This is a genomic window from Mycolicibacter virginiensis (assembly GCF_022374935.2).
Lineage (GTDB): Bacteria > Actinomycetota > Actinomycetes > Mycobacteriales > Mycobacteriaceae > Mycobacterium > Mycobacterium virginiense.
In genome coordinates, this window is record NZ_CP092430.2 from 4,730,787 (window position 1) to 4,745,831 (window position 15,045).

Annotated in this window: 7 protein-coding genes and 1 pseudogene; 1 reads left to right on the top strand and 7 read right to left on the bottom strand. The window is 67.4% G+C overall.

Annotated features, from left to right (window positions below; translation table 11 throughout):
• Nucleotides 1–34: 34 nt before the first annotated feature.
• The 5 genes from MJO54_RS22515 to culp6 all read right to left on the bottom strand — a co-directional run bounded on the left by MJO54_RS22515 (nucleotide 35) and on the right by culp6 (nucleotide 11,918).
• Nucleotides 35–1,327 carry a PE-PPE domain-containing protein gene (locus MJO54_RS22515; RefSeq protein WP_046284075.1) on the bottom strand — a complete coding sequence of 431 codons (1,293 nt, stop codon included), beginning with the start codon at nucleotides 1,325–1,327 and terminating at the stop codon, nucleotides 35–37.
• A 421-nt stretch (nucleotides 1,328–1,748) separates the two neighbouring features.
• A complete protein-coding gene (locus tag MJO54_RS22520; RefSeq protein WP_046284076.1) occupies nucleotides 1,749–3,302 on the bottom strand; it encodes an acyl-CoA carboxylase subunit beta in 1,554 nt (517 codons plus the stop codon).
• Entirely contained in the window at nucleotides 3,299–8,665 is a 5,367-nt protein-coding gene (gene pks13 / locus MJO54_RS22525; protein WP_065152927.1) for a polyketide synthase Pks13, read from the bottom strand. Before pks13 ends, MJO54_RS22520 begins: the two co-directional genes overlap by 4 nt.
• Before the next feature lie 6 nt (nucleotides 8,666–8,671).
• Nucleotides 8,672–10,582: a long-chain-fatty-acid--AMP ligase FadD32 gene (gene fadD32 / locus MJO54_RS22530; RefSeq protein WP_046284078.1), complete on the bottom strand. Its 1,911-nt coding sequence runs from the start codon at nucleotides 10,580–10,582 to the stop codon at nucleotides 8,672–8,674.
• Between the two features lie 274 nt (nucleotides 10,583–10,856).
• Entirely contained in the window at nucleotides 10,857–11,918 is a 1,062-nt protein-coding gene (culp6, locus tag MJO54_RS22535; RefSeq protein WP_046284079.1) for a carboxylesterase Culp6, read from the bottom strand.
• A gap of 168 nt (nucleotides 11,919–12,086) precedes the next feature.
• Here culp6 and MJO54_RS22540 point away from each other — a divergent pair.
• Nucleotides 12,087–12,705: pseudogene (locus tag MJO54_RS22540) on the top strand (hypothetical protein); the annotation flags it as partial.
• Between the two features lie 97 nt (nucleotides 12,706–12,802).
• Here the strand turns inward: MJO54_RS22540 and MJO54_RS22545 are convergent.
• Together MJO54_RS22545 and MJO54_RS22550 are read right to left on the bottom strand one after the other, a co-directional pair.
• Entirely contained in the window at nucleotides 12,803–13,696 is an 894-nt protein-coding gene (locus MJO54_RS22545; RefSeq protein WP_082108211.1) for an esterase family protein, read from the bottom strand.
• 170 nt (nucleotides 13,697–13,866) lie between these two features.
• Entirely contained in the window at nucleotides 13,867–14,859 is a 993-nt protein-coding gene (locus tag MJO54_RS22550; protein ID WP_396873781.1) for an esterase family protein, read from the bottom strand.
• Between the last annotated feature and the right edge of the window lie 186 nt (nucleotides 14,860–15,045).

Below are 15,045 nucleotides of genomic sequence, written 5' to 3' on the forward strand. Positions count from 1 at the left end.
GCTGAAGCGTTACGCAACACTTATCCGTCCGAGACTAGGACGCGGCTTCCCAGTAAGCGGGGTCCAGGTACTGACCGACCAGCGACTCCCACATCATGTTGGTCAAACCGTTGAGCATCTCGTCCACCGTCGGGTCGTCGCCCGCCGCGACGCCCACGCCGGCCATAGCTGCGAGTAACCCGTCCAACGCGGGGTTGTCGAGCATGTCGACTTCCACGTACGTCTGGGGGTCGAACAGGTCGGCGACAAAAGCGCCCACGCCGGTCATCGTCGCCGCAAACAGCGCGTTGCTGACCTCGCTCCAGTCGAGGTTCGGCATGTCCTCGGTCGCCATGTTCGGGACATCCGCCGGGCCGTCGTTCCACCCGTGATCGATGTTGCCGTAACCCAGGTTCACCAGGATGCGCGTGACCGGTTCCAGCAGGTCATAGAGGGGTTTTCCGGTAATCGGGACGAACAGCAGCGGGTATAGCAGCGGGAGGTACTCGCTGGGGATCACGTAGGAGTTGATCATGCTGTCCGGGCTGGACTCCAGCAGGACGGCGTCCGCGATCTGCTCGGGAGTCAAGCCCAGGTAGGCAATGTGCTGGATGGCCATGCCCATGATTGCGTTCAGGCTGGACAGCGGGTTCAGGAAATATTTCGGGAAGTCGGCGTAGCCGTCGTACTCCAAGGTGTAGATGCTGGTGGGGTACAGATCATTCGGAGTCGGGTTGCCCAGCGTCACACCCTGATCCGCGAGATTGGCGGTGATGCCCGGCATGTCCGAGAATCCGACCAGCAAACCACCATTCGGATTCGCCGAGTCACCGATCAATACGAAATGCACCGCCGAACTCGGTACGCCGGCCTCGTCGAGCTGCTGCATTGCCAGTGTCGTGAGGGCGGCGCTCTGCGAGTAACCGAAGACCGTCACCGGGTGGTCCTCGTCCACCTTGCCCTCATCGAGCAGGGTCAGCACTCGGTCGGTCAGAGCCTTCGCGCCCTTGGCCATGGACTCGTCCAGCAGGTAGGCCTCCTGGGGAGTGGTCAGCACCTCGAGCTGGCCGCCGAACCCGTGCGGCTGCAGAAAGAGGTCATTCACGGTTTCGGCGTAATGCTCACTCGGCGTCGGCATCATGCTGGGGCCCATGATCAGCGCGATGCCGGAATTGGCGAGCGAGCCGCCCTCGGCAGCGGACAGCAGTACGCCGGCATGGTCGGGAGCCGAGGTCCACGACGAAACCTGGGGAGCACCGGAAATACCAACAGTCAAGACGGCGGCAGCCAGTGCAGCTCGCAGACCGGACTGGCAGTGACTGGACCGTGCCGAGACCGCATCAAACATCGAAAATTCCTCGCCAGATTCTCGAGGCCGCCCACGAGCGGGCGTTGCCGAACCTGGATGATTTCAATCACACTCTGTTATGTCAAATTAAGGTTCACTAATCTGGAAAATCGCCCTCACCAGGACCAAGTCCCTACCATCCTGAGAACACCACCTGCCTAATGCCGCCGCCCCTGAGCCAACACTAAGCGGCGAGGTGAGCTCGCTGTACTGCCCGGAGAGGCGTGGGAAGGCGTAGGGTTCGGCGCGCCCAGGCGAGCTTGGGCGTGACGCCGGGCCTGTGATCCTGGCGAATTCCCTTGAGCGGCAGCACGACTTGTTGTCGGGGAGCACCCTTTAGACAACAAATCCGTGGCCGGTAGCCACACAGATACCCCATTCACCGGGTGCGCCGTTGCGGCAACCTCCCGGGAGCTACCAACTAGATCGGCAGCAGGCCATGCTTGCGCTGCACCTTGGGGAAGTTCTGCTTGTCCCGCAGCAGACGCAGCGATTTGCGCAGCAGCAGCCGAGTCTCGTGCGGCTGGATCACCGCGTCGATGTAGCCGCGCTCGGCCGCGGTCCACGGAATCGCCATGTTCTCGTTGTAGCCCGCGATGAAGTCCGCCTTGATCTTCTGCACCTCGGGCGCGGTCGGATCCGGGAAGCGCTTCACCAGCAGCTGGGCCGCGCCGTCGGCCCCGATCACCGCGATGCGGGCCGTGGGCCAGGCAAAATTCAGATCCGCGGACAGCTGCTTGGAGCCCATCACCGCGTAGCCACCGCCGTAGGCCTTGCGGATGATCACCGTCACCTTCGGCACGTCGGCCTCGACGATCGCGTTGAAAAACCGGCCGCCCCGCTTGATGATCCCGTTCTTCTCCTCCGAGACCCCGGGCATGGCGCCGGGGGTGTCGACGACGAAAACCAGTGGGAGGTTGTAAGAGTCGCAGAAGCGGATGAAACTGGCCGCCTTGTCGGAGGCCTCGGTGTCGACCGCCCCGGACATGAACATCGGCTGGTTGGCGATCACCCCGACCGGGTGCCCGTCGACCCGGGCGAACGCGGTGATCATCGCCTGTCCACGCTGTTCGGCGATCTCGAAGACGTCACCGTCGTCGAAGATCCGCAGCAGGATCTCGTGCATGTCGTAGGCGACGTTGTCCGCATCCGGAACGATCGAGTCCAGCTCCAAGTCGTGCGGGGTGATCTCCGGCTCGAGACCGGGATTGACGATCGGTGCATCGTCGAAGTGGTTGGCCGGCAGGAACGACAGGTAGTCGCGCACGTACTGGAACGCCGCCGCCTCGTCGTCGACCACCTTGTGGATGTTGCCGCGCTGCGCCTGCACGTCGGCACCGCCGAGTTCGTCGAAGCTGACGTCCTCGCCGGTGACGTCCTTGATCACGTCCGGTCCGGTGATGAACATGTAGCCCTGATCGCGCACGGCCACCAACAGGTCGGTCTGGATCGGCGAATACACCGCTCCCCCAGCACATTTACCCAAGATGATCGAGATCTCCGGCACCAGGCCGCGCAGCATCTCGTGGCGCCGGCCCAGCTCGGCGTACCAGGCCAGCGACGTCACCGCGTCCTGGATCCGCGCACCCGCGGAGTCGTTGATGCCGATGATCGGGCAGCCGACCATGGCCACCCACTCCATCAGCTTCGCCACCTTGCGGCCGAACATCTCACCGACCGAACCCTGGAAAACGGTCTGGTCGTGGCTGAACACCCCGACCGGCCGGCCGTTGATCCGGCCGTGGCCGGTGACCACGCCGTCGCCGTACAGTGCATTCGGGTCACCGGGGGTCTTGCACAGCGCACCGATCTCCAAGAAGCTGCCCGGGTCCAGTAGCGCATGAATGCGCTCGCGGGCGCTCGGGATGCCCTTCTTCGCACGCTTGGCGACGGCCGCCTCACCGCCGGGTTCTTTTGCCAGCTCTAGCTTTTCGCGCAGTTCAGCCAGAAGTTCGGCGGTGGTCTTGTTCGTCACGCGCTCTCGCTCTCGGCTTGGATCCGGTTGATCGCCTCGGTCATGTGGGCGCCCACCTTGGCAATGTACGGCTCGTCGATCACCTGAACATGCTCGCCCCCGATCGGAACGATTTCCAGGTCGTTGACGTACTCGCCCCAGCCGCCGTCGGGCTTGCGGGTCGCGTAGGCGGGCTCGAACACGATGGCGTCATCGTGATAGCGGTCAGCCATGTACAGCGCGACATATCCGTCGTAGGGCTGGTATTCGGCGGTGTCCAAGGCCCGGTTGTCCAGGTACGACGTGCGCTGGTGCTCGATGATCCCGCCGGGGATCTGCACCCCGCTCTGCGACACCACATCCATCACGAAGCGGACCTGACCCTCGTCGTCGAGCTTCTCCAGCTCCTCGTAAGGGATCTCGGGAACCTCAACGTTGAAGGTGCGCTCGGCGAACCGCGCGTAGCGATCCCAACGGGCGCGCATGCCTTCCTTGCTCTGGTCGATCGGCTCGCCGGGCATCACCGCGTCGATCAGCCCGACGTAGCGCACGTCGGCACCGGACTGCTTCAGCCCGATCGCACACGCGTAGGCCATCGCCCCGCCCAGCGACCAGCCGGCCAGCAGGAACGGCCCATCGTGCAGCTCCAGCAGCTTGGGCACGTACTCGGCGGCACGCTCCTCGATGGAGCCCTCCACCCGCTCGATGCCATAGACCGGGGTGTCGGCGGGCAGGCGCTTCATCAGCGGCTCGTAGACCACCGTCGACCCACCGGCCGGGTGGAACACGAACAGCGGAACCTTGTTCGAGCCTTCGGGCTTGGCGCGCAGCGTGCGGACGAAACCGTCCACCACGCCGTCTTCCAGCTGATCGCGGACGATCGTCGCCAGGGCCTCAATGGTGGTCGCCGACTTCACGTCGTCGGTCGAGATGACGCCCTCGGCGCGCTCGGACAGCCGCTCGGCCATCTTGGTCGCGGTGTCGTCATCGAGCGTCGGCAGTTCGTTGAAGATGCCGCCCGGCGACTTCCCGGTGACGATCGCCCAGGTGGCGAACGTGACCCGCTCGGCGGCGTCACGCGGTGGCACGTCGGCGCCCAACGCCTCGGTCACCGCCTCCTGGGTGAGCACCTTGGCAGCCGCTGCGGCGGCGGTCTTGGTACTGACCCCACTCGAATTCGCGCCCGGGCCTTCGGGATTGGTGGGCGGGGGCGGAATCGGTGCGCCAGCCGGTCCGGCCGGATTGGTCGGCGGCGGCGGGATCGGGAGGTCCGAAGCCGGCGGTGCGGCAACGGGTTCGGCCGCCGGAGCCGGCGCGGCTTCCCCCGACTCCGCTGCCTTGGCCGCCGCCAGGATCGCGGCCTGCTCGGCGGCGATCTCCTCGGGCGTCTGGGTCTTCTGGTGCTCGTGCAGCGCCTCGACCTCGTCGCGGTGCTCGACCGCGTAGCGGAGCATCTCCTCGATGTTGTACAGGTTCGCGTCACGGACCGCCGTCAGTTGGATCGGCGGTATGTCGAAGTCGTATTCGACCCGGTTCTTGATCCGCACTGCCATCAGCGAGTCCAGGCCCAGCTCGATCAGCGGCACCTCCCACGGCAGGTCCTCGGGCTCGTAACCCATGGCGCCGCCGACGATCGTGCCCAACCGATCCGCGACGGTCTCGCCGGATTCCGGTGACCACTTGGCGAAACCGGCGGCCAGGCCGGCACCGGCGGTGAGGTTGTCGTGCAGGATCGCGGCATCATCGACCGGTTCCTCAACGGGTGCAACGGAAGTCGTCGCGGTTTCCGCCACCGCGGTGCCCGCACCGACAGCGACCGGCAACACCCCGGCTGCGCCGCCACGCGACACCAGCGCGTCATAGACCAGCGTGAAGGATTCGCCGATGCGCGCGTGCACCTGCACGGCCGCGCCGCCCGGATGCCGGGTCAGCGTCGTCACCAGTCGAGAACCCTCGCCGGGCACCGCCCGCTGTTCGGAGGCCACCAGGGACGAGTCCGGAATGACCGTTGCGGCAGCGGCTTTCACCAGGGCAGCCAGGTCAGTCTCGCCGCGACCCGCGTACTCGAAGACGTGCCGGCCGTCGGGGGTCGCGACGTGCGAACCTGGCATGACACCGGTGGCATCGCCGGAGAAGCGGGCGTCGAGCCAGTGCGGCTTGCGTTTGAAGTGCGTCGGCGGGATGTTGGCGAACTCCGCCGGGCTGACCGGGCCTTGCACCTCACGCGGGAACAGGGTGCGGAAGTCGAGGTCGTGGCCGAAGACGTAGAGCTGGGCCATCGCCATGGTCATGGCGTCCACGTCGTCGGTCTTGCGAGCCAACGTGGCGATCAATTGGGCGTCGTGCAGACCAGCGCTGGCCGTCGTCAGCCCCACCTGCATGAGCGCGACCGGGTTCGGCGCCAGCTCCAGGAAGGTGGTGTAGCCGTTGTCGACGGCGTTGCGGACCCCGTGAGTGAAGTAGACGCTGTGACGCATCCCCTTCTTCCAGTAGTCCACATCGTGGATCGGCTCTCCGCCGGGCTTGACGTAGCTGCCCTCGTGCACGGTGGAGAAGATGCCGATGTTCGGGGTGTGCGGCTCGATGCCCTGCAACTCCGCGGAGAACTCGCCCAGCAGCGGGTCCATCTGCGAGGTGTGGCCGGCGCCCTTGGTCTGCAGCTTGCGGGCGAAGCGGCCCTCGGATTCGGCGCGCGCGACGATCTCGTCGATCTGCTCGGGCGGGCCGCCGATCACGGTCTGGCTGGGGGCGGCGTAGACACACACCTCCAGGCCCGGGAAGTCGGCGAACACGGTCTTGAGTTCCTCGGCGGAGTACTCGACCAGCGCCATGAACCGGATGTACTCGCCGAACAGCATCGCCTCGCCCTCACCCATCAGGTGTGCGCGCGAGCAGATCACCCGAGTGGCGTCGGCCAGCGACAGACCACCGGAGAAGTAGGCCGATGCCGGCTCGCCCAGCGACTGGCCGATGACGGCAGTCGGGCGGGCGCCGTGGTGCTTGAGCACCTCGCCGAGCGCGATCTGGATGGCGAAGATGGCGATGTTGGACGTCTCGATGCCGTAGTCGTGCGAGTCATCGAGGATCAGCTCCAGCACCGAGTAGCCGCGCTCGTCCTGGACGTGCGCGTCTACCTTCTCGATCCACTCGGCGAAGATCGGGTCGCGCAGGTAGAGGTTCTTGCCCATCTTGCGGTGCTGCGCGCCGAAGCCGGCCATCACCCAGACCGGCCCGTTGGTGACCGGGCCGTCGGCGGAGTAGACATTCGGCTTCTGCTTGCCCTCGGCCACCGCCCGCAGGCCGGCGATGGCCTCGTCGTGGTCGTGGGCCAGCACCACGGCGCGCGAGCGGCCGTGGTTGCGCCGCGACAGCGACCGGCCGATCGAGGTCAGCGGGGTGGCCCGGCCTTCTTCGCTGTCGATCCAGTCGGCCAGCTCGGCCGCAGCAGCCTTCTTGCGGGAGGTCAGAAACGCCGAGATCGCCAGCGGGATAAGGGGTTTCACCGGTTCTTCGGCCGCCAGCTCGGCCAGCGCCTCGTCGCGCAGCCGCAACGCCTCATCGGTCAGGCCGGGAAGCTCGTACTCGGGCTCGTCGCCGTAGCCGTGCGAGCTCTCGGGTGCAATGAACTCGCCGTACTCGTCGAAGCGCGGGGCTTCGTGCTCGGCGAATTCGTCGCTCGGCGCGGCGGCCTCGGCGGCGGCGGGCTCTTCGGGCTGTGGCTCGCGCTCGATCACGTCGCGGGGCAGCACCTCACGCACCACCAGGTGCGCGTTGGCCCCACCGAAGCCGAATCCGGACACCCCGGCCACCGCATAGCCGCCGTAGCGCGGCCAGTCACTGGCGGTGTCGGCGACCTTCAGGTGCGTGCCGGCGAAGTCGATGTAGGGGTTGGGCCCGGCGTAGTTGATCGACGGCGGGATCTTGTCGTGCTGCATGGCGAGCACGATCTTGGCCAGGCTGGCCGCGCCGGCGGCCGACTCCAGGTGCCCCACGTTGGATTTCACCGCGCCCAGCAGCGCGGGCTTGTCGGCGGCGCGGCCGCGGCCGACCACCCGGCCCAGCGCCTCGGCCTCGATCGGGTCACCCAGGATGGTGCCGGTGCCGTGCGCCTCGATGTAGTCGACGGTGCGCGGGTCGATACCGGCGTTCTTGTAGGCCTTGCGCAACACGGCGGCCTGCGCGTCCGGGTTGGGCGCCAGCAGGCCGTTGGACCGGCCGTCGTGGTTGACCGCGGAGCCGGCGATCACCGCGAGGATCTGGTCGCCGTCCCGACGCGCGTCGTCCACCCGCTTGAGCACCAGCACGCCGCCGCCCTCGGCACGGGAGTAGCCGTCGGCGTCGGCCGAGAACGACTTGATCCGGCCATCGGGCGACAGCACGCCGCCGACCTCGTCGAAACCGACCGTGACCAGCGGGGTGACCAGTGCGTTCACGCCGCCGACCAGCGCCACGTCGGCCTCGCCGTTGCGCAGGGCCTGCACGCCGGCGTGCGCGGCGACCAAGGACGACGAGCAGGCGGTGTCGACGGTGACCGACGGCCCACGGAAGTCGTAGAAGTAGCTCACCCGGTTGGCGATGATCGAACTCGAGTTACCGGTGATGGCATACGGGTGGGTGATGCTCGGGTCGGACAGCGCCAGGTTCTGGTAGTCGCCGTTCGTCGAACCCATGTAGACCGCAACCGCTTGGCCGCGCAGGCTCGAGGCCGGGATGCGGGCGTGCTCCAGGGCCTCCCAGGTCAGCTCGAGCGCCATCCGCTGCTGCGGGTCGACGTTGTCGGCCTCCATCTTCGACAGCGCGAAGAACTCGGCGTCGAAGCCCTTGATGTCGGACAGGTAGCCACCGCGGGTGCGCGCCTTCTTGACGCGTTCGGCAACCCGGGGCTCCTCCATGAACTCCGACCAGCGCCCTTCCGGCAGGTCGGTGATGGCGTCGAAGCCCGCCAGCAGCTTCTCCCAGGTCTCCTCGGGGGAGTTCATGTCGCCGGGGAAGCGGGTGGCCAGGCCGACGACCGCGATGTCGGCGACATCGGCGTCCCGCGACCAGTCCTCGGAATCGTCGGCCCCGTTTTCCAGCACCGGCTCGCCCTCGACGATCACCGTGGCCAGCGCCTCGATCGTCGGGTGCCGGAACGCCACCGTCGCCGACAGCGTCACGCCGGTGAAGTCCTCGATGTCGGAGGCCATCGCCACCGCGTCACGCGACGACAGGCCCAGTTCGATCAGCGGGGCGGTCTCGTTGATCTTGTCCGGCGACTGCGAGGTGGCCTTGGCCACCCAGTCGCGTAGCCAGGTCCGCATGTCGGCGACGGTCAGGTCGGTGCGGCTGGTGCCGCGCAGGGTTGCGTCGTCGCCGTCGCCGGTCATCTGCGGAGCCTCGCTCATCTGGGGTTAGACCTCGTCGGGGTAGGCGTTCGGGCCGGTCGTGCCGCTGCGCAGGCTGCCGTCCAGGTAGGCGGCCCGGCAGGCGCGGCGGCCGATCTTGCCGCTGGAGGTACGCGGGACAGTGCCCGCCGACACCAGCAGCACGTCACGCACGGTCACGCCGTGGCGCACCGCGATCGCCGCCCGGATGTCGTCGGCGATCGGCTGGTATTCGAGCTTGTGGGCGCCCGGGGCGCGCTCGGCGACGATCACCAGCTGCTCGGAGCTGTCCTCGGGGTCGAACTTCAGCCCGGAGTGCGGGTTGTCGAAGGCCGACTGCGGCAGCTGGTTGGCCGGCACCGAGAACGCCGCGACGTAGCCGGCCCGCAGCGCCCGGCTGGCCTCCTGCGCGGAGTACTCCAGGTCCTGCGGGTAGTGGTTGCGGCCGTCCACGATCACCAGGTCCTTGACGCGGCCGGTGATGTAGAGGTCGTCCTGGTAGTAGGCGCCGTAGTCACCGGTACGCACCCAGAAGCCGTTCTCGTCGGCGCCCTCGGCCCGCGAGGGGCTGGTACGCGACTTGAGCACGTTGTGGAAGGTGTCGGCGGTCTCCTTCTCACGGTTCCAGTAGCCGATGCCCATGTTGTTGCCTTGCAGCCAGATCTCGCCGATCTGGCCGTCGGGAAGCTCGGCGCCGGTCTCGTAGTCGACGATCACCGCCCACTGGTCCACGGCCACCCGGCCGGCCGAGGCCTGGCTGACCGCGTTGGGGGCGTCGGCGGGAACCTCGACGAACCGGTTGCCGTTGTTGAGTTCCTCGCGGTCGACGTAGACCACGCGCGGTCCTTCGTCGGGCGGGGTGGTCGACACGAACAGGGTGGCTTCGGCCAGCCCGTAGGACGGCTTGATCGCCTCTTCACGGAACCCGTACGGGCCGAAGGCCTCGTTGAACTTGCGCACCGAGGCGGCCGATACCGGCTCACTGCCGTTGAGGATCGCCCGGACGTTGCTCAGGTCCAGCGGCGGGTCGCCCTCCTTGGGCAGGCCCCGCGCCGCAGCGTGCTCGAAGGCGAAGTTCGGGGCCACCGAGAAGCACTCACCGGTCTCCCCTTCCTTGCGGGCCATCTCCTTGATCCACCGGTAGGGCCGGCGCACGAACGCCGCCGGGGTCATGAAGGTGAACTGCTGCCCCATCACGCACGACAGCAGGATGGTGACCAGGCCCATGTCGTGGAAGAACGGCAGCCAGGTGACGCCGCGGTCGCCCTCGCGGCCCTTGAGCGCGTCCAGCAGCTGGACGACGTTGGTGGGCAGGTTCAAGTGGCTGATCTTCACCCCGGTCGGGGTGCGGGTGGAACCGGAGGTGTACTGCAGGTAGGCGACCGCGGTCCGGTCAGCTTCGGGCATGACCCAAGTCGACCCCACCTCGTCGGGCACCGCGTCCACCGCGATCACGCGCGGCCGAGCGTTGGCCGGGCGGCTGCGGAAGAACTTCCGCACACCCTCGGCGGAGTCGGTGGTGGTCAGCACCGCCGACGGGGTGCAGTCGTCGAGCACCGCGTGCAGGCGGCCCACGTGGCCCGGCTCGCCCGGGTCGAACAGCGGCACGGCGATCCGGCCGGAGTACATGATCCCGAAGAACGACACCAGGTAGTCGAGGTTCTGCGGGCACAGGATCGCCACCCGGTCGCCGGGCTCGGTGACCTGCTGCAGCCGGGCACCCAGTGCGCGGTTGCGGGCGCCGAAGTCGGCCCAGGAGATCTCACGCGCTACGCCGTCGCGCTCGGTGGAGTAGTCAAGGAAGCGGTACGCCACCTTGTCGCCGCGCAGGGCGGCCCAGCGCTCGACGGTGCGCACCAAGTTGGCGTTGTCCGGGAACCGGATCTTGCCGTCCTTGACGAACGGGTTGTGGTAGTTGGCCTGTGTTGCCGGGGCCATGCAAAATCTCCTGTCGCGAACATGCGTTCTCATCAGCTGCCGGGCGCGTGTGGCCACGCCGCTGCGTTACATCGCGCGGGCCCGGGACCTCACAGATGGTAATGGTTGCCGGCACCCGACGACGCGCTGCTGCCCTGCGGCCACGGACCGCCGCTCTTAAATTGTTCTTAATGTTAGAGGTCGGTGCGGTCCATGCCAAATCAAACGGTACCGCGTGTGACGCCAGTCTCCGGGTCACGAAGCGGTCCCAGCTTCGCCTCTCCTTCGTCGAGCGTCAGCCGTGTGGCGGCCGGGGCGCGTTGTCGATGAGTTCACGCGCCCAGTTCAGCGTCCACTGGGTTGCGGACATGCCGTCCTGGCTCCAGACATCGGTGGTGCCGTACAGCGCGTGCACCGGCTGAGCAGCACCACCGGCCAGCGTTGACAGCGTCGCCGGCAGCTTGCCGACGCTGAACGCCTCCTGCGGGGCCGCGCAGATCAAGTCACCGACCGCGCAGATCTCGTTGGTGCGCTTATCGAGGTCGCCGAAACCGCCCTCGCGCGCGCCGGTCATAGTCAGCCCCATCCCGGACAGGATCGGCAGCTCGTGCAGGGTCACCTCGGCGCCCTGACCGGGCGGGGACGGCGGGACGTCCACACCCACGCCGGTCTGGCGACGGCCGTCGGCGATCAGCGTGACGCCCAGCACCAGGTCTTCGTCGACCGGCCCCTCCCAGTTGCCGATCTTGCTGGCCACGTCGCCGGCGATCACGGCGCCCTGCGAGAAGCCGACCAGCACGTAGCTGGTCAGCGGGCACCGGTCATTCATCTCGGTCAGCGCCTTGATGGTGGCGCGAGTGCCTTCGGCGCGGCTGTCGTTGTAGCTCATCTGCTTGTCGGCTGACAGCGGGTTATGGAACTGCGCGGTGTAGGGAACCGTGTAAGTCTGCACCCGGGCGGCGTCGAACTGCTGCGCGATCGGGCGGGTGACGGTGAGCAGAAGCGCGATCGGGAACTGGGTGGGGTCGAGCGGGTCGTCCGTCGGCGAGGTCTCCCAGGTGCCGGGCACCGACACCAGCTGCACATCCGGGCAGCTGGCGTCCTGGTAGGCCGGGCGGGGCTTCTTGGTCCGCGACGGGACCGAACTAGTCGACGGGACGCCCGCTCCCGGCTGCTCCGCGATCGGCGGTGTGGCCGGGCGCCGAATCCAGATCACCACCGCGACGATCACCAGCGCCACCACGAGCGCCATCGCGCCGGCGGCGATCCAGGCGAGGACGCGGCGGCGGTTGGCTGGGGACTTGCGAGGAGATTTCGCGGATTTGCGCGGGGCTCCCGATGTCTTCTTCTTGGCCATATCGCCTTTCACGGTACAGATCGGCGGTCCCGGCCATCATTGACTCTGCACTCACCAGGCGGGTTACTCGCACTTCTGCCTGGTGGGTGCAGAGTCAACGGGTGAAGTGCGCTCAGCAACAGCCGCTGGCACCATCCCGGTACGGAAAACGCGGGCCAGCAGCCGTTCATCGGCTCAGAGGCCTTGCGCGCCGGCACCGTCACCTGGCATGAGCTGGCCAAGTATCACCGCGCGATCATGCCGGATGTCTACCTGGATCGGCGCGCCGAGCTCTCGATGCGGAACCGGACGCTCGCGGCGTGGCCGATCTCGGCCGGCGCGGGGGGTTGGTTCATCGCGTGGCCCGGCTCGATGCCCTGGCACAGGCAACGCGTTTCAAAATCGATGACGTGGCGCAGCTGGCGAAGCGGCACCCGCATACCAAGAGACTGCGCAGACTCGAAACGGCGCTGGATCTCGTCGACGCCGGAGCCGACTCCCCCCGAGAGACGCGGCTGCGGCTAAAACTCATCGCAGCGGGCTTCCCGCGCCCGCAGACCCAGATTCCGCTACGGCGCGGAGGCGGACGCTGGTACTACCTGGACATGGGTTGGGAGGAACATCCCGCTCGCCGCGAAATGGATTGGCGTACGACGGCGATCAACACCGGACCAGCCGTCCGCAATACGTCAGCGACGCCGAACGTCAGGAATTCATCGCTCGGCTCAGCTGGACGCAGAACAAGGTTCTGGCGGAGCACCGCGACGACGACGTCATCCGCCGTGTCCGGCAGGCCTGGGACCACCTGGCCGGGCACCCCAAACCGAGATTGACTCTGCACTCACCAGGCGAGTTACTCGCACTTCTGCCTGGTGAGTGCAGAGTCAACGCAAATTGGCGCCGCGCTAGCGGATCGCGCCGACGATGTCGCCGGCCATGGCGCCCAGCTGCGACGCCCACGATCCCCAGCCGTTGTCACCGGCCGAGAAGTCGAAGTGCCCGTTCTTGCCGCGCACCTGGCGGTACTGCGAGTTGAAGTACCGACCGCTGCCGGCCGCCTGCGACGGGTCGCCGATCATCGCGGCCGGGTTGGAAGCGCCGCCCAGCGGAGCGTAGATCCAGACCCGGGTGTTGTTCTGCGCCAGCAGCGTGGCGTGCACGGTCGGGTCGTGCCACTTCCACCGGCCGAGCTGCGGTGCGCCCCACATGCCGTACGGGTCCACCCCGCCGAAGTTCTGCAGGCCCGCGGCGATCACGCCGCCCTCGGTGGTGTTGGCCGGCCCCAGGAAGCCCGACATCGAGCCGGCGAAGCCGAACCGGTCGGGGTGGAAGGTGGCCAGCGCCAGTGCCCCGTAGCCGCCCTGGGACGCACCGACCACGGCGTGCCCGCCCGGCGCCAGGCCCCGGTTGGCCGCCAGCCAGTCCGGCAGCTCACTGGACAGGAAGGTGTCCCACTGCTTGCTGCCGTCCTGCTCCCAGTTGGTGTACATGCTGTAGGCGCCGCCGGCCGGGGCAACGACCGAGACCCCCTTACCCGCCAGGGTGTTCATCGCGTTGCCCGCGGTCACCCAGTTGCTCACCTCCGGGTGGGCATCGAACGCGTCAAGCAGGTACACCGCGTGCGGTCCCTGGTTGAGGAACGCCACCGGGATATCGCGGCCCATCGAAGGCGAGGGGACCATCAGGTTCTCGAACTGTGCGGCGTGCGCGGTGGAGCCGACGATCGCGCCCCCGCCCCACAAGCCCAGCATCAGCACGGCCACGCACAGCGCCCGCAGCAACTTCGACAGTCCGCTCATATCCACCTCGCTCGTCGGCACAGATTCTCCGATGGTTCCACCCGCTGGTCGCATGCCCTGACCCCGGGACGTAGTCAACCACACGGCACTCGCGGGCAAGGCAGGAAACGACCGACGGCGACGACCCGTCGGGTCGCCGCCGTCGGCGGTACATCTTTAGCGCTGGGAGACTACTCGCCCGAGCTGCTGCTCGCGCCGCCTCCCGGCGTGGCGCCCAGGTGGCTCTGCAGGTCCGGCTTCATGGCCTGCAGCTGCTGACCCCAGTACTCCCAGCTGTGCGTGCCGTACTCCGGGAAGTTGAAGATCGCGTTGTTGCCACCGGCCGCGGTGTAGAGCTCCTGGAACTTCTTGTTCGCACCGATCATGAAGTTCTGCTCGAGGAACACGGCCGGGATGTTGTCGCCACCCAGCTCGTTGGCCTTGCCGTTACCGCAGAAGACCCACAGGCGGGTGTTGTTGGCCACCAGCTTGTCGACGTTGACCGTCGGGTCGTTGCGCAACCATGCCGGGTCGTTGTCGTCGCCCCACATGTCGTTCTTCTTGTAGCCGCCGGCGTCACCCATCGACAGACCGATCCAGCCCTTGCCGGTGGACGGGTTCAGGTAACCCGACAGCGAACCCGCGTAGGTGAACTGGTTGGGGTGGTAGATCGCCAGCGTCAGCGCCGACGAACCCGCCATCGACAGGCCGACCGCCGCGTTGCGGCTCTGGCTCACGCCGTACTCGGAGGCCAGGTAGGCCGGCAGCTCGCTGGTGAGGAAGGTCTCCCACTTGTAGGTGGAGCAGCCCGCCTTGCCGCAAGCCGGCTTGTACCAGTCGCTGTAGAAGCTGGACTGGCCACCGACCGGCATGATCACCGAGATGCCCGAGTTCAGGTACCACTCGAATGCCGGGGTGTTGATGTCCCAGCCGTTGAAGTCGTCCTGGGCCCGCATGCCGTCGAGCAGGTACAGGCCCGGGGAACCCTGACCACCGCTCTGGAACTGGACCTTGATGTCACGACCCATACCCGCCGAAGGCACCTGCAGGTACTCGACCGGCAGACCCGGCCGGGAGAACGCGCTCGCCTCCGGGGTACCACCGACGAAACCGACCAGTCCCGCCAGCAGGGCCGCGCCACCGGCGGCGACCATCAACCTGTCAAGCAGCTTCATTCTTGGCATCCTCATTCGTTCGTTGTGCCGTACTTTGCTCATAGCGTGGCCCGACTCGGACCCGATCTGTGCGTACCAACGCAACAGTGCCGGTGTAGTCAACCACAAAACACTCACCATCGAGGGCCCCGGGTTCCATCGCAGGGCACGCCACCCGGGCTGTGACCGGATTTTGTGACAGTCGGCGTCCTGCGC

Bases quoted from the DNA above. Each gene is read 5' to 3' on its own strand.
- pks13 (WP_065152927.1), bottom strand. From the start codon at position 8,665: ATGAGCGAGGCTCCGCAGATGACCGGCGACGGCGACGACGCAACCCTG.
- culp6 (WP_046284079.1), bottom strand. From the start codon at position 11,918: ATGGCCAAGAAGAAGACATCGGGAGCCCCGCGCAAATCCGCGAAATCT.
- MJO54_RS22545 (WP_082108211.1), bottom strand. From the start codon at position 13,696: ATGAGCGGACTGTCGAAGTTGCTGCGGGCGCTGTGCGTGGCCGTGCTG.
- MJO54_RS22515 (WP_046284075.1), bottom strand. From the start codon at position 1,327: ATGTTTGATGCGGTCTCGGCACGGTCCAGTCACTGCCAGTCCGGTCTG.
- fadD32 (WP_046284078.1), bottom strand. From the start codon at position 10,582: ATGGCCCCGGCAACACAGGCCAACTACCACAACCCGTTCGTCAAGGAC.
- MJO54_RS22550 (WP_396873781.1), bottom strand. From the start codon at position 14,859: ATGCCAAGAATGAAGCTGCTTGACAGGTTGATGGTCGCCGCCGGTGGC.